The sequence below is a fragment of the Pseudomonas sp. NPDC087690 genome (assembly GCF_044743175.1).
In the GTDB taxonomy this organism is placed as follows: Bacteria; Pseudomonadota; Gammaproteobacteria; order Pseudomonadales; family Pseudomonadaceae; genus Aquipseudomonas.
Map to the genome: position 1 here is coordinate 207,240 of NZ_JBIUVX010000001.1, position 17,269 is coordinate 224,508.

The 17,269-nt window shown below is 58.1% G+C and carries 14 protein-coding genes; 9 read left to right on the plus strand and 5 right to left on the minus strand.

Annotation, left to right across the window (positions count from 1 at the left end; all coding sequences use genetic code 11):
- Positions 1 to 87: 87 nt before the first annotated feature.
- Entirely contained in the window at positions 88 to 1,422 is a 1,335-nt protein-coding gene (locus tag ACIPIZ_RS00880) for an MFS transporter (RefSeq protein ID WP_401163352.1), read from the minus strand.
- A 280-nt stretch (positions 1,423 to 1,702) separates the two neighbouring features.
- Here ACIPIZ_RS00880 and yddG point away from each other — a divergent pair, with 280 nt between their 5' ends.
- Together yddG and ACIPIZ_RS00890 are read left to right on the plus strand one after the other, a co-directional pair.
- Positions 1,703 to 2,641: an aromatic amino acid DMT transporter YddG gene (yddG, locus tag ACIPIZ_RS00885; protein ID WP_401163354.1), complete on the plus strand. Its 939-nt coding sequence runs from the start codon at positions 1,703 to 1,705 to the stop codon at positions 2,639 to 2,641.
- A gap of 188 nt (positions 2,642 to 2,829) precedes the next feature.
- A complete protein-coding gene (locus tag ACIPIZ_RS00890; protein ID WP_401163356.1) occupies positions 2,830 to 3,393 on the plus strand; it encodes a hypothetical protein in 564 nt (187 codons plus the stop codon).
- An 8-nt stretch (positions 3,394 to 3,401) separates the two neighbouring features.
- On the opposite strand, the gene ACIPIZ_RS00895 is transcribed toward ACIPIZ_RS00890, so the two are convergent.
- From ACIPIZ_RS00895 to ACIPIZ_RS00910, 4 genes are all read right to left on the minus strand, one after another.
- Positions 3,402 to 4,553, minus strand: a complete 1,152-nt coding sequence (locus tag ACIPIZ_RS00895; protein ID WP_401163358.1) for an MFS transporter — start codon at positions 4,551 to 4,553, stop codon at positions 3,402 to 3,404.
- Positions 4,554 to 4,693: 140 nt separating this feature from the next.
- Entirely contained in the window at positions 4,694 to 5,929 is a 1,236-nt protein-coding gene (locus tag ACIPIZ_RS00900) for an aromatic ring-hydroxylating dioxygenase subunit alpha (RefSeq protein WP_122661934.1), read from the minus strand.
- Positions 5,930 to 6,038: 109 nt separating this feature from the next.
- A complete protein-coding gene (locus ACIPIZ_RS00905) occupies positions 6,039 to 7,385 on the minus strand; it encodes an MmgE/PrpD family protein (RefSeq protein ID WP_401163359.1) in 1,347 nt (448 codons plus the stop codon).
- Between the two features lie 141 nt (positions 7,386 to 7,526).
- Positions 7,527 to 8,486 carry a LysR family transcriptional regulator gene (locus ACIPIZ_RS00910; RefSeq protein WP_007913217.1) on the minus strand — a complete coding sequence of 320 codons (960 nt, stop codon included), beginning with the start codon at positions 8,484 to 8,486 and terminating at the stop codon, positions 7,527 to 7,529.
- Positions 8,487 to 8,853: 367 nt separating this feature from the next.
- On the opposite strand from ACIPIZ_RS00910, the gene ACIPIZ_RS00915 reads away from it, so the two are divergent.
- The 7 genes from ACIPIZ_RS00915 to ACIPIZ_RS00945 all read left to right on the plus strand — a co-directional run bounded on the left by ACIPIZ_RS00915 (position 8,854) and on the right by ACIPIZ_RS00945 (position 17,084).
- A complete protein-coding gene (locus ACIPIZ_RS00915) occupies positions 8,854 to 9,888 on the plus strand; it encodes a glycine betaine/L-proline ABC transporter ATP-binding protein (protein WP_401163361.1) in 1,035 nt (344 codons plus the stop codon).
- A gap of 50 nt (positions 9,889 to 9,938) precedes the next feature.
- Positions 9,939 to 10,892 carry a glycine betaine/L-proline ABC transporter permease ProW gene (gene proW, locus ACIPIZ_RS00920; RefSeq protein WP_401163364.1) on the plus strand — a complete coding sequence of 318 codons (954 nt, stop codon included), beginning with the start codon at positions 9,939 to 9,941 and terminating at the stop codon, positions 10,890 to 10,892.
- Between the two features lie 43 nt (positions 10,893 to 10,935).
- Entirely contained in the window at positions 10,936 to 11,958 is a 1,023-nt protein-coding gene (gene proX, locus ACIPIZ_RS00925) for a glycine betaine/L-proline ABC transporter substrate-binding protein ProX (protein ID WP_163030252.1), read from the plus strand.
- Between the two features lie 88 nt (positions 11,959 to 12,046).
- Positions 12,047 to 13,114: a GlxA family transcriptional regulator gene (locus ACIPIZ_RS00930; RefSeq protein WP_401163366.1), complete on the plus strand. Its 1,068-nt coding sequence runs from the start codon at positions 12,047 to 12,049 to the stop codon at positions 13,112 to 13,114.
- 126 nt (positions 13,115 to 13,240) lie between these two features.
- Positions 13,241 to 14,557, plus strand: a complete 1,317-nt coding sequence (locus ACIPIZ_RS00935; RefSeq protein WP_401163367.1) for an NAD(P)/FAD-dependent oxidoreductase — start codon at positions 13,241 to 13,243, stop codon at positions 14,555 to 14,557.
- Positions 14,558 to 14,689: 132 nt separating this feature from the next.
- On the plus strand, positions 14,690 to 15,592 hold the full coding sequence (locus ACIPIZ_RS00940) for a dihydrodipicolinate synthase family protein (RefSeq protein ID WP_401163368.1): 903 nt from the start codon (positions 14,690 to 14,692) through the stop codon (positions 15,590 to 15,592).
- Between the two features lies 1 nt (position 15,593).
- Positions 15,594 to 17,084, plus strand: coding sequence for an aldehyde dehydrogenase (locus ACIPIZ_RS00945; RefSeq protein WP_401163371.1), 1,491 nt, complete (start codon positions 15,594 to 15,596; stop codon positions 17,082 to 17,084).
- The last annotated feature ends 185 nt before the right edge of the window (positions 17,085 to 17,269 follow it).

The window sequence follows — 17,269 nt, forward strand, 5'->3', positions numbered from 1 at the left end:
TCTGGCTATCAAAACTCCGGCTTTTGCAGCGTTGTGTGGCGAGTTGGCGCTCCAAATGGAGGCGTTCTGCACCACGCGGAAGCGCGTTTATTGCTGCGGCGCTGGCTCACCACTCAAGGCATCGACCATGGGCGGATGCTCCTGCACAGCCTGTCGCAAGTCTTCGGTCACCCGCAGCTCAGCGCCCGTCGGCGAGAACGTTGCCGCCGCTGCGAACGGCGCGGGATTGGCCGGGACCGGGCGTTTGCCACGTCGCCACAGAAAGAAAGTGACCATGCACAGATTGACCAGTGCGAAGACCCAGAACAGACCATTGGCGCCGAAGGAATTCATCACCGGCGAAATCATCATCGGACTGATCGCCGAACCCAGCGAGTTGATCAACAGCAAGCCCTGAATCATCGGCACCAATGCTTCGGCAGGCGCACGGTCGGCGGCATGGCTGACGGCAACCGGGTACAGTGCAAACACGCCGCCACCGAGCAGAAACAGCATCACCGCGAGCATTGTCGCGGACAACGGCAACAGCACGATCACCAGCGATAACACGGTGCACGCCACCGTCAGAATCGTCAGCACCTGCAGGCGATCCTTACGGTCGGACCAACGCCCGACCGGGTATTGCAGAAGCATCGCGCCGAGGATGGTCCAGGCCATCATGCTGCCGACTTCACTGACATTCAGCCCGGCGCGTTGCAGGTATAGCGGCAGCAAGGTGTAGATCGCCGCGATGGTGACACCCGAGCCGAAACAGCCGACCAGCCCGGTCGGCGTCACGCCCAACAGTTGTCGAGGCTTGAGCGGTTCCACCTGATCGAGCAGCGGCGACACGCGCGGCAGGATCACGATCGGCAGCACCGACAACGACGCGAGCATGCCGGCAACCATGAACGGTGCGCTCTCGCTCAACCCGGTGATTTTCCCCAGCGCTGCCTGGCCCAGTACACCGGCGCCGTACAAGACGATCATGTACAACGCGAGCAAGCGCCCGCGAATCTTCGCGTCGCCCGCCAACAGCAGCCAGCTTTCGATCACCAGAAACACGCCGACCGTGGCCCAGCCATTGATCAGGCGCAGCGCGAACCAGCCCCAAGTGTCATAGAACAATCCCTGCAGCAGGATGGTCACGGCGATCAGCGAAGCAAAGCTGCCGTAGGCGCGGATATGGCCGATGCGCAAAATCAAGCGGTCATTGAATACGGCACCCAGGGTCAGCCCGATGAAGTAGGCCGATGAAACGACGCCGATCATCGTCGCTGAAGCACCGGCAGCGTCCAGTCGAAGGGTGGTCAGCGAAGACAGAAAGCCGTTGCCCAGCGCAACAATGAACAGCCCGAGCAGGGGCGCCAGCGCCATGGCCAGCAAACGCGGAGACATAAAAACCTCAAGAGATCGAACAGCGCAACGTGCGCCTCTGCGCATGCGATTGCCAAGCCGGGGTGTGTGGTGCGGGTGCCCGCCGAACGGGCAGGGCGGTTGGGTACGCTGCGGTCACCAGATCCGGCGACTGCGAGAGCGCGCGGGATTCTAAGGCTTGTACGGAATTTTCCAATGGCTGTTTGCTGCGACAGTTGGACGCAGGTCAATCAAGGCTGAGTCATAACGACAGCTCATCGTTTGCAGGGCAAAAATGTTCCTTTATTGATCCTCTTTCGCTGGTTAGCTTGTGCGGTCGAGTTGCCATTTTGTGCCAGGAGTCATGATGCTGATCAAAGGTGAGCGGGCCGCCACAGCGTGTGGTTTGGTGGCGATTGTTTTGTGGAGTACCGCCGCCGGATTGATCAGGGGCGTCAGCGAGCACTTCGGCCCGCTGGGTGGCGCTGCGATGATTTATTCGCTGGGCGCCATGCTATTGCTGGTATTTCTCGGCCGCCCGCGGATTCGTTCGACATCCAGACTCTATCTGCTGCTCGGCAGCGCATTGTTCGTCGCTTATGAGGTGTGCCTGTCGTTGGCGCTGGGTTTCGCCAGTGATCGCCATCAAGCCATCGAACTGGGCGTGGTCAATTATCTGTGGCCGTGCCTGACCGTGGTGCTGGCGATCGTCATGAACGGGCAGAAAACCCGCTGGTTCATCATTCCAGGCTCCGCGCTGGCGATTTTCGGCATCTTGTGGGTGGTCAGTGGCGAGGGGTTGTCGCTGCCGGGGATTGTGCGCAATGTTCAGTCCAACCCGTTGAGCTACAGCCTTGCATTGACCTGTGCGATCACCTTTGCGCTGTATTGCAATGTCACGCGTCGCTATGCCGGCGGGCAGAATCTGGTGGTGCTGTTTTTTGTGCTGACGTCCTTCGTACTGTGGGGGAAGTGGTACGTGAGCCAGGAACTGATTCCGCCATTCACTTGGGAAAATTCCCTGGAGTTGCTGGCTGCCGGAATCGCCATGGCCGGCGGTTACGCGCTGTGGAACATAGGCATTCTGCGGGGGAACCTGACCTTGCTGGCGACCGCGTCCTACTCTGCGCCCGTGCTGTCATCGGCGTTCGCCGCACTGTGGCTGGGCGTCAGTTTGCAGATGCAATTCTGGCAGGGCGCTGTTCTGGTGACGGTGGGCTCGCTACTGTGTTGGCAGGCGACCCGGCAGCACAAGGTTTCCCAGGCAACTCCGATCAAGGTCAGCGTGGGCGAACCCCCTCACTGAAAGAGACCTTAGCGGTCACCCCTTGCCTGATGCTAAATTGCGGCTGTCACAAGTCTCCCGCAGTTGAGTCTCGACAGGCTCAGAGAAATTCAGTGTTGATGCTCTTTTATGTGCAAAAGAAGCTGGCCGAAGCAGGCCAGAAAAACGCCAGTGCAATGGCTGATCAATAGTGGGGACTGAAATTTAGAATGCGCCGCTTAATAGCTCATGGATGTGTTGTTGTCAGTGTTGCGATGCTGTGTTCAGGATGTACCTCCTATGCGACCGTGCCGACAATCAACGAGCGAGCCGGAAATGGAACACAGGAAATCATCTCCAGCTTCAGTTACGAAATAGACTCTCCCTGGAAAAACAGTCGCCTTGGCAAAGACGCCTATGCGCTGACAAAGAACATGATTCCAAATGCACAGGATCTCAGCTCCAGCCCCACAGCCTCGAGCCGCCCTGCACTGGAAATAAAAATCTCGGAATTTTCATTGGGTGGCGCTTGCACGCAAGAGTATTTGACGGGGTTGAGTTTTGGTTTGATTCCGAGTTGGTGTACAAGGCCCGACCTGTTCAAGTTTGAGTTCATTCTGAATAAAGAAAACGGCGTTTGCAGGCAAAAAACCTATTCAGTAAACGCCACAACGGTTTCACATCTCGTGGTGATTCCATTTGCACTGTCGCAGCCCGACAAGCGACCACTGACCCTTTATCAGGCTTCGCTAAAAGATTTCCTTCAAGCAGATCAATGTTCCAAAGGCTTGTGACCAGCGCATCAGGCTTTCAAAAATCTCGCGGCGTAACTGACAAACAACAGCAGCAATACCAGCCCACCCAGTGCGATAACCAGCGAACTGAGGTGCGCAACCATGCCGATAAATGCCGGCCCCATGAGAATGCCGGCATAGCCCATGGAGATGATCGCCGGGATGGCGGTGCGCTGGGGCATGCGCTGTTGCCGGCCCGCCGCGGTAAACAGCACCGGGACAATGTTCGAGCATCCGATACCGACCAAGGCATAGCCCAGCAATGACGCCTGCCAGCTCTCGAACACCAGCGAAACCAGCATACCTGCCGCCGCGCAGATCCCGCCCAGCGCCACCACGCGAACGCCACCCAGTCGGCTGACGATGGCGTCTCCGGTCAGGCGCCCGAGCGTCATCGCCGCTGCAAAACTCGCATAACCCAAGCCTGCATAGCTGGGTTCCATTTCGCGTTGCGAGGCAAGGAAAACCGCGCTCCAGTCGAGCATGGCGCCCTCAGTCAGGAACACAATGAAGCACAGGCAGCCCAACAGGAGCACGATCCCTCGTGGAATTGCCAACAACGGGCCATCTCTCTCGGTACCATAGGGCAGCAAACCTGGCGCAGCCTTGTACAGCGCGGCAAGGATGATTGCCACCAGGCACAGCACGGACAGCAGTGGATTCAGTCCCAGGCTGAGCATCGCCGTCATGGCCCCGGCACCGGCGATGCCACCGACACTGTAGAGCCCGTGGAAACCTGATTGCAGGGTTTCGCCGCTGTTCTTTTCAACAATGATCGACTGGATATTGATTGCGCAATCGAGCATGCCCATGCTCGCGCCGAACCCCAGTACGGCAAGGGCCAGCCCCGGCAGCCAGGTCAGATGGCTGAGCATCGGCAGCACCGAACACAACGCGAGCGTTGAGCAGATGATCACTGGCCGGCAGCCAAAACGTGCGGTCAGGTAACCGGCAAATGGCATGGCGACGATCGAGCCGATACCAAATCCCAGCAACAACAGGCCCAGTCCACCGTCGTCCAGCCCCGTGCGCGCTTTGACTAACGGCACGAGTGGCGCCCAGGCCGACATCACGATGCCGGTGATCAAGAATATGATGCGGGTCGACACGCGTTCGCCGTAGTTTGCATAAGTCGCCACGGATGATGTCGGGGTGTTCATTGAGGCGGACATCCTTATCGGTGTCTCCCGGTTTTTTTGGCTACAAGCCGGAATAACAGCTTTTCGAAGCAAAAGAGTCCCTTCCAGCATCCGTCGGGATGCTGGAAGGGAGGAGGAGTGGAACTGGTGAGGAGAACGGATCAGCCAACAGACTTCAAAGGGATGGGGCCTTTGAGCCGATCCATCATGGTCGCGCAGTACCAGTCATCGAACTGACAAACGCCGGTCTCGGCGGTTTCCGAATAAGGACCCGGTTCGTACGACGGCGATGTCACGCCCCGCTGGGTGCCCTCGACCAGCGTGCGGTCCTGATCGTTGGTGGCAATCCAGACTTTGGTCAGGCGATCGATATCGTAGTCAACGCCTTCCACCGCCGTGCTTGGAACCAGCCACTTGGTGGTGACCAATGTTTCCGTAGCGCTGATCGGCAGCACGCGAAAGCTCAACGCGTGGTCACCGAGGAAGTGATTCCAGGTGGAGGGGTAGTGGAAGTACAGCAGCGCGCCGATGTCCGCTTCAGAAGTCTTGTCCAGGCGCCCGGCAACGGCCGGCTTGCCATCCATGGTGTAGCTGACGGCACCGGATGACAGCGGAATACGGGTCATGCGGAACTGGCCGTTGATATCCATCACCAAACGGCTTGGCAACCCGGCGCTCTCGCACTTGGACCAGTAAGCCGAGAGTTCGGGATCATCTTCGCCACTGACGCCACCCACCGACAGGTTATCGACGAACGAGTGCAGCAGCTCCGGGTGTGAGCCGTCACAGTGGTAGCACTCGCGATTGTTTTCGAAGACCAGTTTCCAGTTGCCTTTCTCGACGATGTTCGACTCGAACGCCACTTTGCAGTTTTCAAGGTAATGCGGCGCGATGAAAGGGCTTACGGCTTTGCGGAATCCTTCGAAGTCCGGAGCCTTGGCGGCCACGCAGACGTAAATGTAGGTATCAACGATCTCGCAGTGAACGCTTTTCAGACTGTATTGGGATTTGTCGAAATCCTGGCCCATGTTGCCGGCGAACAACAGGTTGCCATCCAGCTCGTACGTCCACTTGTGATACGGGCAAACCATCTTCGCCACTTTGCCGTGATCGGCTTCGCAGATTTTCGCGCCACGGTGACGGCAGGCGTTATGGAACGCCCGGACCTCGCCGTCTTTGCCGCGTACCACTGCAACGGGATAGTCCCCGATCTGCAGGGTGAAATACTGCCCCGGTTTGGTGATTTCAAAGGTGTGGCCGGCGAAAATCCAGTCCTTGTGCCAGATCTGCTCAAGATCCTGGCGGTAAACGCTTTCACTGCTGTAAAGAGCGCCGGGCAGCGAGTGCCAGGGTTTGCGTTGTGCGATCAGGTCAAAAACGCTTTCTTTATTGTTCATTTTTATCCTCCCATAGGCGACATGGTTCTCAGCCTATATGGCCTAGGACAGACGCCACAAACGACATTTGCTGTGGGCAATTCATGCGTTGGCGTTATCGATGAGGGCCTCACCGGAGTGGCGGAACGGCGTGAAAAATCGCTTCCAGGGCAGTAATGGCACAGGGCGACTGCGCAATGTGTTGGATCGCCGCTTTCACCGCAGCGCTGCGCTCCACACCCAGGCCGCTGGCGAACAGATCAAATTTCCGCCCCAGCTCTTCAGCGCTGAGGGCCGTTTCGGGATCGCCACGCGCGGCGGTGACCGCACTCACCAGCACGGCACCGTTTTTCAGGGTGATGGTCAGTCGCGAGAGGATTTCGTCGGGGAAGCGAGCGGAGATATCAGCGGCTTCGACGACTTCGATACGGCGGCTCAGTGCCAGAATATCTTCGGCAAAAATCGCCGCCCCGGTGACTTCTTCCGGACCGACCTTGCCCCGGACAATCAGTGCGGCCAGCGGGAAGGCGAGGGCGTACTGCGCCTGGTCGGCATCACTTGGTGTATGGCCCTGCAAACACATCGACTCGTAGAACGTTTCCACGCGAACGGTTTCTATCGAGTCGGCATCGAGCTGTGGATTTTCCCGCTGCAGTTCGAGCATGGCGGTCAGCGCCGGTTGCGCCCAGCGGCAGACTGGCCAGGGTTTGAAGTACTGGCTGTCGATCTCCCAGCGTGTACCGATATCGGTCCAGTATTCAGCGACGGTGACGTCTTCAACCGTTTCTGCCGGTGCACCGGTGATGCCTTCCCGGGCCATGAGCAGGGCGTTCAAACCCGCAAATGCACCTGCGCCGTGGGCATCGCGCAGCATCGTCGGCGCGTGTATCAGGCGCATCATCGGGCAGCGTGCGCTGAAGTACTCGGCGATGCCCAAAGCGTGGCGAAACGTCGGTTCATCCAAGCCCAGCAAGCGCGCGCCAGCGCAGACAACACCGAGCGCGGAAAAACCGCCGGATGCGTGATAAGTCGGCGAGGTCGCCATCAATGCGGAACCGGCCCGCAGCGCCGTTTCATAACCGATGCACAGAGCGGTGAGCAGTTCATGGCCGCTGATCGACTGACCTCGATGATGCAGCGCATCGGCGAGGGCAAGCACCGCAGGAACAACAGTGGCACCGGCGTGGCCCTTGGATTTGAAGTGGCCTTCGTGGGCGTCGAGGCTGTCAGCACTGAAACCTCCGGCCCAGGCTGCGCCGAGTACGTTGACGCGCTGTCCGGCAAAGATCAGACGACTGCTATAAGCGCCCGCCGGGTAATGCAGTTCGGCAAAACGCCGCATGGCGCTGCTGGTGTCATTGCTGGCCGCGCCGGCCATGACGCCGACGATGTCCAGCAAACTGTTCTGCACAATTGCACGAGTCTTGAACGGGGCACCGAGGAAATCAAAGTCGCGACAGAATTCGAAGAGTGACATTCAACAATCCCTTCCTGTGAGTTGAGCCGAGCCGATCATGGTCGGCGCGGCTCAACAATGAGCCAGGGGGAGGGTGCTGCTCTAGCAACATTTTCGTCGGGCTATTGATAACCAAATCAGCCGACGCCTGTGCGGACTGAATTAACGGCGGGGAAACTTCGCCAGAATCCATTCGCGAAAACGCCGCAGCTCGTCTTCGTTTTCGGAGCTTTCGCGACAGCTCAGGTAGTGCCAGCTGTTGCGCAACTGCACCTGTTGCTCGATCGGGCGCACCAGCAAGCCTTGCTGCACCAACCCCGTGACCAGGTGATTCCAGCCCAGCGCAATGCCCTGATGGGTCAAGACCATGCTGATAAGCAGGTTGTAGTCGTTGGCGTTGAAGATCTGCGGGCTGTTCGGCGGACGATCATCGATATCGATGGCCTGAAACGCCAGCCACACGCCCCAGTCGACATGCTCGGCAACTTGCGAGCGGCCGTAGGGACTGAGGTTGAGCAATGCCGAATCACGCACGCCTTCGATCGTCGAAATTTCCGGGTGCTTCTCCAGATACTGCGGGGTGCACACCGGGTAAATCACGTCGTGGCACAACGGGTAGCTTCTATAACCGTCACGGATGCGCGAAATCTTGGTGATGAAGATGTCCGGCTGGACACCGGGTTCCATGGTCAGAAAGTTCTGCGTGGTGATCAAGTTGAGCTCGATGTCCGGGCACTGGGCGAAGAACTCCTGCAGATGATTCGACAGCCACAGCGCGGAAAAGGCCGGCGAGCAACAGACGGTCAGAACCTTCTTGGTCGACTGGCTGCTGCGGATGCGTTCGGCAGCCTGGGCGATGTTGACGAACGAAAGTTGCGCGGCATCGAAGAACACCGCGCCGGCGGCCGTCAGTTCCACCGCACGGCCGACCCGGGTAAACAGTTGCGCGCCCAGGTAGCTTTCCAGCTCACGGATCTGCCGGCTGATCGCGGCTTGGGAAACGCACAGTGCCTCCGCCGCACGGGTGAAGCTTTCGTATTTGGCCGCGGCCACAAATGCCTTCACAGCCCTCAAGGACGGCATTTTCAGCAGGATGGTGTCAGGGTCGACATGCTTGCTCATTCGTACACTCTCCTAACGATACAGCTCCCCAACGAAGCGCGAGGAGGGTAACGGAACCGTCCGCCGTGGGCTATGCCGGCGTCGCTGCGGGGATAGACCCGGTCGCTCAGGGCACGAAAGCGGCTGTTACTCGCCACCGTCGCCATCTCCGATAACCTGACGTTATCAAATTGTCCCTGTAAATGTAGTTGGATTAACCGGGGTGATGCTAATAGATTTGAAACATCCCTTTTTCCTGGGACCTCAAAAATAATAAAAGGAAGCCCGTCGTGAAGACATCTATTCATTACCGCTGCCGCTTACAATTATTTTTGCTCGTTTGCCTGTCGCTTAATGCGAAAGATGCACGATGCGAAGGAGGCAAGGTATGACAAGTTCCGACGAGATCATCTGCGTAAAGAATGTTTTCAAAGTCTTCGGTACGCAGCCAGCACTTGCCATGAAAATGGTTAAAGAAGGCGCGTCAAAAGCTGAAGTGTTTAAAAAGACCGGTCAGGCGATTGGTGTTTTTGATGCCAACTTCTCTGTTCGCCGTGGCGAGATTTTCGTCATCATGGGTTTGTCCGGCTCGGGCAAATCGACCATGGTCCGATTGTTCAACCGGCTGATCGAACCGACGTCCGGGCAGATCTTTCTCAATGGCAAGGAAATCACCGGCCTGGGCGACAAGGACTTGTTGCAAGTTCGCCGCAAGGACATGGGCATGGTTTTCCAGTCGTTTGCTTTGATGCCGCATATGAGTGTCATCGACAACGTCAGCTTCGGCCTGGAAATCAGCGGTGTCAGCGAAAAAGAACGCTATTGCCGCGCGATGGGCGCACTGGAGCAGGTCGGGCTTTCGGGGCAGGAGCTGAGCTTTCCCCACCAACTCTCCGGCGGCATGCAGCAACGCGTCGGTCTGGCCCGCGCGCTGGCCAACGATCCCGCCATTCTGCTGATGGACGAAGCCTTCTCGGCACTTGATCCGATGATTCGCAGCGAGATGCAGGGGGAGCTGATCAAGCTTCAGGCCGAGCAGGACCGCACGATCATTTTCATCTCCCACGATATCGAAGAAGCGGTTCGCATCGGTCACCGCATTGCGATCATGGAAGGCGGGCGCGTGGTGCAAATCGGTACGCCGCGTGAACTTCTGTGCAAGCCGGTGAATAAATATGTGCGTGATTTCTTTAATGGCTTCGACACCAGTCGCATTCTGAAAGCGGGCGATATAGCGCAACAGGATTGCAATGTCGCTTATATCCCTGGCGGGCAAACACCGATTAAAGCGGAAGCGTCTCTGCGCGACATCTTTCATCTTGTTGCTGCCTCGGCAACGCCCATGCCGGTTGTGGATGAAGTTGGGCTTTATAAAGGCTCTATTTCGCAAGGCCATCTTTTGAGCTGCCTGTGTAACAGCTGAACTGCGAATAACCAGAATTGATACGCCGTTTCTGAGTGCGAGGTAGCATCATGTCAGACTTCAACTTTTTAGATCCCTTTCAAAGTCTCAATATTCCTTTGGGATCCTGGGTGGAAACCGCCCTTAAATACTTGGTGCATAACTTCAGGGAAGTGTTTCGCTCGATCCGCTGGCCAGTCGATCAAGTGCTCGACGGTGTCCAGTGGGGATTACTGTCGGTTCCGCCCACGGTATTCATCATCATCGCCGGACTGATCAGTTGGCAGATTGGCGGCAAGCGCATCGCCATCTTCAGCGTCGCAACCCTCACCGGGCTCGGACTGATCGGTGTGTGGAACGATGCAATGGTCACGCTGGCCCTGGTGCTGACATCACTGCTGTTTTGCGCGGTTATCGGCATCCCGCTCGGCATCCTGTGCGCACGCAGTGATCGCACGGAAATGATCATTCGCCCAGTGCTCGACGCCATGCAAACGCTCCCCGCATTCGTCTATCTGGTGCCGGTGGTCATGCTCTTCGGCATCGGCAACGTGCCGGGTGTGATTGTCACCATCATCTTTTCCGTTGCACCGCTGGTGCGGCTGACCAACCTCGGCATTCGTCAGGTTCCGGCCGACAAGGTCGAAGCGGCGCGAGCGTTCGGCTGTACGGCCACGCAAATGCTGATGAAGGTGCAGTTGCAGTTGGCGGCGCCGACGATGATGGCCGGCCTCAATCAGACGCTGATGTTGTCGCTGTCGATGGTGGTGGTCGCCTCGATGATTTCGGTGGGCGGTCTGGGCTTGATGGTGTTGAGCGGCATCGGTCGCCTCGACATGGGCCTGGCCAGCGTCGGCGGTGCCGGGCTGGTGCTGCTCGCGGTATTCCTTGACCGACTGACCCAGGCAATGGGTGAGCGCAGCAGCGATCTGGCCAGCGGTCAGCGCTGGTATGAAAGCGGCCCGGTGGGGCTGGTCATGAAGCTGAAGAAAAAGAAGAACGTTGCACGTCCAGTGACGAATTGAGTTGGCCTGCTCACCCCATTAAAAATTCCAAGCGTGGTGAAACATGAAACTGACAAATCTCAAGAAAAGCGTGGTTGCGAGCCTGGTGGCTTCGGTGTTTGGCACCTTGCTGTGCTCGGCGGTTTACGCGGCCGATGCCAACAAACCCGGTGCCGGTGTTTCGATTACGCCGATCTTCCCGACTATCGCCGAAGAGCGCTTTCGCGGTGAAGTAGTGATCGCTGGCCTCAAGGAACTGGGCTATGACGTCAAACAGCCGAAAGAAGTCGACTACCCGGCGATGTTTCTCGCGCTGTCTTACGGCGATGCGGATTTCACCGTGCATGAATGGGAACACCTGCACCAAGCGTTTTATGAGAAGGCCGGCGGCGATGATGTGATGGTCAAGGTCGGGCAAATCATGAAGGGCGTGCTGCAGGGCTACATGATCGACAAGAAGACCGCCGAGGCTTATCAGATCAAGGATCTGTCAGACCTGAAGAAACCCGAAATCGCCAAACTCTTCGACAGCAACGGTGACGGCAAGGCTGACCTGACAGGCTGCAACCCGGGGTGGGGCTGCGAAATCATGGTTGAGCACCACATGAAAGCCTACGGTCTGGGGCCCACCGTGGTCGACAACCGCGGCTCGTACTTCGCGTTGATGGCGGACACCATTGCGCGCTTTCAGCAAGGCAAGCCCGTGCTGTTCTTCACTTGGGTTCCGCAGTGGATCGCCAGCGTATTGGTGGAAGGGCGTGATGTGGTCTGGTTGCCGGTGCCGTTCACCTCGCTGCCGGATGGCAAGGAAAGCAAGGACACTTTCCATGATGGCAAGAACCTCGGTTTCCCGGTGGACACGGTCAATGCCGTCATGAACAAAGAGTTCGCCGAGAAGAACCCGGTGGCGCGCAAATTCCTCTCTGAAGTCAGCATCCCTACAGCCGCTGAAAGTGCGCAAAACCTGCGCATGCAGAACGGTGAAAAGTCGCTGGCCGACATCAAGCGGCATGCCGCGGAATGGATCAAGGCCAATCAGCAAGCCTATGACGGCTGGTTGAGTGACGCCCGAGCGGCAGCGAAGTAATCGGTGCAACTACGGGTTGGCGGCGGGCCGTGCCAGTCGCCAAACCAACGGGTTGTCGTTTCAAGTGAAGGTGAGCGGGTGACGCAAGATGGAAACGTTCCAGAGTCCGTTGAAACAACAGAACACCGGATTTCGCCAATCCACCGTGATGTCGGGCCATGAACGTGTGGTGCGGGTGGCGTTTATCCTGCTCGATCATTTTTCGTTGACGACGCTTTCAACGTCGATGGATGCCCTGGCCACTGGAAACCTGATCAACGGCGAGACGATTTACGAGGTATCCACTTACTCCGTTCAGGGCGGGCTGGTTGAAAGTGATATCGGCGTGTCGCTGGCCTCGCAAAGGCTGGTCGCAGAAGGCTTCAGTCATGATGCAGTGATTGTCGTCGGAGGCCAGCGTGTGAGGCTTGCCACGCAGCCAGTGCTGCGCCGAGTGCTGAAGAAGTCCGCGAGCAAAGGGATCGTCGCCGGTTGCTGGAATGCCGCGTTTTATCTGGCTGATGCCGGTTTGCTAGAGACTGGGGACTTTGCTTGTCACAGCGACAGTTGCGGCCTGATTCATGAATATTTCCCGCAGTTGAACGTTTCGACTCGCGAGTTTGTTTGCACACAGCGCCGAGCCACTTGCGCCAACGCTCATTCGGCGCTGGATATGACCCTGGCGATCATGCAGGAACTGGGCGCGCGCAACGATGCGGCACTGGTCGATGAAATAAAACGGGTTCACCAACCTGGACAAGCTCACCCGAAGTTTGCGGCAAACGCCGACAGCCTTCGCTGCTCTTCGATTCCAAAGCCTTTGAATATCGCGCTCGACTTGATGGAAAAGAACATTGAGGAACCGCTGGAAATCGATGTAATCGCCAGCCAGGTCGGCGTGTCACGCCGGCAACTGGAAAGAAGGTTTGCCCGTTACCTGAATGCGGCACCGAATCGCTACTACCTGGAGCTGCGTTTGACTCGGGCTCGGCAATTGATTGTGCAAAGTGACCGCTCGTTGACGGATGTGGCACTGGCCACCGGGTTTGTCAGTTATCCGCACTTCTATAAACGCTTCAAGGACCTGTTCGGCTTACCGCCCATGACCTTCAGGGATTATTACTACGCCAACGACTATGCCAGTAGCGGACGTTATGCCGTGGCGGCCAATTTTTAGAACAAACAGTTAATCGTCACTGTTTGCGCAAGTGCCAGTTTTGCAAGTTTCCGGATCAACGCCACTGCGTGCGTTTGCTTTGTGCCGCGTGCGTTTTGCAACTTCAACGATTAACGGTTCAACACTATGAAAGTCAGTTCATTACCCGCCGATGATGATAGTTGTGGCTGGTTTCACTTGAGCAAGCCACGCAGTCCCGAGCCGGCTCACCGCGGGCACCGTTCAGCCCGCTGGGTGATCATCGGTGCCGGCTTCACGGGTCTGGCGTGCGCGCGGCAACTGGCGTTGAATTTTCCCGACGACGAAGTGCTGCTCATCGAAGCGCAGGAAGTCGGACTGGGCCCGTCGGGGCGTAATGCCGGTTTTGCCATTGATCTTCCCCATGATATTGGCGCTGAGGATTACATCGGTGACATCGCGCTTGCACGCACCAGTTTGAAACTCAATCTGGCCGGCCAATCGATACTTCGCGAGCTGGTCGATCAATACCGTATCGAATGCCAGATGAGAGCTTGCGGCAAATATCAGGCGGCGGTAGAGACCCGCGGTATTGCCGTCCTCGATGCCTATCGCCGGGGCCTGGAAAAACTCGATCAGCCTTTTCAAATGATTGATGCCGATGAGTTGCCCGAACACTTGGGCACGCGCTTTTACCGCAAGGCATTGTTCACCCCGGGGGCGGTGCTACTGCAACCGTCCGGGCTGGTGAAAGGCCTCGCCGACAATCTGCCATCGAACGTCACGCTGTATGAGCGCACGCCGATTCTGGAAGTGGAGTACGGCGCCAAGACTGTCCTCAAGCACGCTCACGGCAGCATCACTGCCGACAAGCTGATTCTGGCGAACAACTCGTTCGGCATGCGTTTCGGTTTCCTGCAAGGGCGCATGTTGCCGATCTACACCTACGCCAGCATCACGCGGCCGCTGACTGAAGAGGAACAGGCGCGCCTTGGCGGTAAACCGTTCTGGGGCGCCATTCCGGCGGATCCGTTCGGCACCACGGTGCGCCGCACCCCGGATAACCGCCTGCTGATCCGCAACAGTTTCACCTTCAACCCGGATGGTCGCAGCAACAGCAAATACAACGAACGTTTCGTGCGCCGGCACAAGGCGTCATTCGATCAGCGTTTCCCGATGTTGCCGGACGTGACGTTCGACTACACCTGGGGCGGCGCCTTGGCCATGTCCCGCAACCACAACGGCTTTTTCGGTGAACTGGCGCCCAATGTTTATGGCGCGCTCGGATGCAACGGTCTGGGCGTCACGCGCGGAACCGTCACCGGCAAGTTGCTCGCGGACTGGCTGGCGGGGCAGCGCGACCCACTGATTGATTTCCTGTTGCAGGCGCCAGGGCCCAACAGCAACCCGCCAGAACCGTTTCTTTCGCTGGGGGTGAACATGAACCTCAAGTGGGGGCAGTACCGCGCCGGGAGAGAAAGCTGAGTCTGCGTTGACTAGTCGCTGAAGCCTCGTCGCTTTGCTGCCGTCCTGAAGGCTTGCGCCGCCAATAACCACGGTCTGCCCGGCATGCCGTCGGGCGCACGGATTGAACATTGAACCACTGGAGAAAACGCTATGAACTTTGACGGAATTTTTACCCCTGCCATTACCCCGTTGTCCGCTGATGACCAGATCGACTATTCGGCGTTCTCCGAGGTGCTCGAATACCTGATCGAATCCAAGGTTCACGGCATCGTTATCGGCGGCTCCACCGGCGAGTATTACGCGCACACCGCCGAGGAGCGCGTGGCCGTGGCCGAGCGTGCCAAGGATGTAATTCGTGGGCGCTTGCCGCTGGTCATCGGCACTGGCGGCATTCGTACCGAAGACTCGGTGTACTTCGCCGAAAAAGCCAAGTCCCTCGAAGCGGACGCCATTTTGGTCGGTTCACCACCGTATGCCTTGCCGACGCAGAAGGAAATTGCCGCTCACGTGCTCGCCGTGGACAAGGCCGCCGGGCTGCCGATCATGTTGTACAACTATCCGTCGCGGATGGGCGTGGCGATGGGCGACGAGTTTTTCCAAGCGATTGCCGGCTGCAAGAACATCGCCGCCATCAAGGAAAGTTCGGGCGAGATGAGTCGCCTGCACCGTCTGGCTCATGCCCATCCGTCGATCCAGTTGTCTTGTGGCTGGGATGATCAGGCTTTGGAGTTCTTCGCCTGGGGCGCGCGCAGTTGGGTGTGCGCCGGCTCGAACTTCATCCCGCGTGAACACATTGCGCTCTACGAAGCCTGTGTCCTGGAGAAGAACTTCGATAAGGGCCGGCGGATCATGTCGGCGATGCTGCCGTTGATGGATTTCCTCGAGAGCGGCAAGTTCGTGCAATCGATCAAACATGGCAGCGAACTTAGCGGCCTGCGTGCCGGCGGGGTCCGTGCGCCACTGCAAGCGCTGGAGCCTTCCGAGAAGCAAACGCTGGAAGGCGTGATCAAAACCCTGCAGAACAACGTCGCGCGTATCGTCGAGGAGGCTTGAAATGGCAGACCTGCTGAGCAAAGAGCAATACCTCGAACTGACTGCGAAACTCGAGTTTCGCAATCAAGCGTTCATCAATGGGCAGTTCTGCGCCGCCAGATCGGGCAAGACATTCACCACAACCAACCCGGCTACCGATCAGGTGCTGACTGAGATTGCCGCGTGCAATGCCGACGATGTCGATGCAGCGGTAGCGGCGGCCAAGGAGGCCTTCGCCGACGCACGCTGGCATTCACTGGCGCCGTCGGCACGCAAATCGGTATTGCTGCGCTTTGCTCAGTTGCTGGAGGACAACGCCCACGAACTGGCGGTGCTCGAAAGCCTGGACAGTGGCAAGCCGATTCGTGAATGTCAGAACATCGACGTGCCGGAAACGATTCATACGTTGCGCTGGCACGCTGAGCTGATCGACAAGATCTACGACGCTACGGCGCCCGTCGGCTCGGGTGCAGTGACCATGGTGGTGCGCGAGCCGATCGGGGTTGTCGGCTTGGTGCTGCCGTGGAACTTCCCGCTGCTGATGCTCGCCTGGAAAATCGGCCCGTCGCTGGCAGCAGGTTGCTCGATCGTGGTCAAACCGGCCAAGGAAACCACCTTGAGCACTTTGCGCGTCGCCGAACTGGCGCATCAGGCGGGGATTCCCGCCGGTGTCTTCAACGTCGTGCCCGGGGGAGGGAAGGAGGCGGGCGAGCCGTTGGGGCGTCATCCTGACGTGGCCATGGTCAGCTTCACCGGTTCAACCGACACCGGGCGGCTGTTTCTCAAATACTCCAGCGAATCGAACCTCAAACGTATCGTGCTGGAATGTGGCGGCAAGAACCCGGCCGTGGTGATGAATGATGTCGAAGACATCGATGTCGTCGCTCAGCATGTAGTAAACGGCGCGTTCTGGAACATGGGTGAAAACTGCTCGGCCTCGTCGCGGCTGATCGTGCACGCCGACATCAAGGATGAACTGTTGCAGCGTGTGCAGGTGCATCTGGGCGATTGGAAAATGGGCGACCCACTCGATCCTGAGAACCGCTTGGGTTCGATGATCAGCAAAGCGCATTTCGAGAAAGTCCGTTCTTACCTTGACGTTGCCCGCGACGAGAACCTCAGCGTGTTGGTGGGCGGCAAGACCGCCAAAGACATCTTCGTCGAACCGACCATCGTTGATGGCGTGAGCCGCGATAGCCGTCTGTTCCAGGAAGAGATCTTCGGCCCGGTGCTGAGCGTCACCACGTTCCAGACCGTCGACGAAGCCATTGAACTGGCCAACGACACGGCCTACGGCCTGGCGGCATCGGCTTACACCGGCAACCTGCGCCATGCGCTGAAACTCTCGCGCGGGATCCGTGCCGGGATTGTCACGGTGAACTGCTTTGGCGAAGGCGACGCCTCTACGCCATTCGGCGGCTACAAGGAATCGGGGTTCGGCGGGCGCGACAAGTCGATCTGGGCGCACGACCAATACACCGAAATCAAAACCATCTGGATTGACGCATCCTGACAGCAACTTCGCCGCAAGAAGCCGGATCGCCCCGACCACTGGATTGAGTGGCGGGGCGATTGCCCCATACCGTTAACCAATCCATGAACTGGAATTGTTGGTGACCACATCAGCAGAAAGCTTTCAGTCATCCGCTTTTCGTCAGACATTTTGAACCTAACTCGAAACCGCTGGCTCAACCGGGA

Excerpts from the sequence above, each read along its gene's own strand:
- ACIPIZ_RS00880 (WP_401163352.1), bottom strand. The coding sequence starts at position 1,422 with ATGCGCAGAGGCGCACGTTGCGCTGTTCGATCTCTTGAGGTTTTTATG.
- yddG (WP_401163354.1), top strand. The coding sequence starts at position 1,703 with ATGCTGATCAAAGGTGAGCGGGCCGCCACAGCGTGTGGTTTGGTGGCG.
- ACIPIZ_RS00890 (WP_401163356.1), top strand. The coding sequence starts at position 2,830 with ATGCGCCGCTTAATAGCTCATGGATGTGTTGTTGTCAGTGTTGCGATG.
- ACIPIZ_RS00895 (WP_401163358.1), bottom strand. The coding sequence starts at position 4,553 with ATGAACACCCCGACATCATCCGTGGCGACTTATGCAAACTACGGCGAA.
- ACIPIZ_RS00900 (WP_122661934.1), bottom strand. The coding sequence starts at position 5,929 with ATGAACAATAAAGAAAGCGTTTTTGACCTGATCGCACAACGCAAACCC.
- ACIPIZ_RS00905 (WP_401163359.1), bottom strand. The coding sequence starts at position 7,385 with ATGTCACTCTTCGAATTCTGTCGCGACTTTGATTTCCTCGGTGCCCCG.
- ACIPIZ_RS00910 (WP_007913217.1), bottom strand. The coding sequence starts at position 8,486 with ATGAGCAAGCATGTCGACCCTGACACCATCCTGCTGAAAATGCCGTCC.
- ACIPIZ_RS00915 (WP_401163361.1), top strand. The coding sequence starts at position 8,854 with ATGACAAGTTCCGACGAGATCATCTGCGTAAAGAATGTTTTCAAAGTC.
- proW (WP_401163364.1), top strand. The coding sequence starts at position 9,939 with ATGTCAGACTTCAACTTTTTAGATCCCTTTCAAAGTCTCAATATTCCT.
- proX (WP_163030252.1), top strand. The coding sequence starts at position 10,936 with ATGAAACTGACAAATCTCAAGAAAAGCGTGGTTGCGAGCCTGGTGGCT.
- ACIPIZ_RS00930 (WP_401163366.1), top strand. The coding sequence starts at position 12,047 with ATGGAAACGTTCCAGAGTCCGTTGAAACAACAGAACACCGGATTTCGC.
- ACIPIZ_RS00935 (WP_401163367.1), top strand. The coding sequence starts at position 13,241 with ATGAAAGTCAGTTCATTACCCGCCGATGATGATAGTTGTGGCTGGTTT.
- ACIPIZ_RS00940 (WP_401163368.1), top strand. The coding sequence starts at position 14,690 with ATGAACTTTGACGGAATTTTTACCCCTGCCATTACCCCGTTGTCCGCT.
- ACIPIZ_RS00945 (WP_401163371.1), top strand. The coding sequence starts at position 15,594 with ATGGCAGACCTGCTGAGCAAAGAGCAATACCTCGAACTGACTGCGAAA.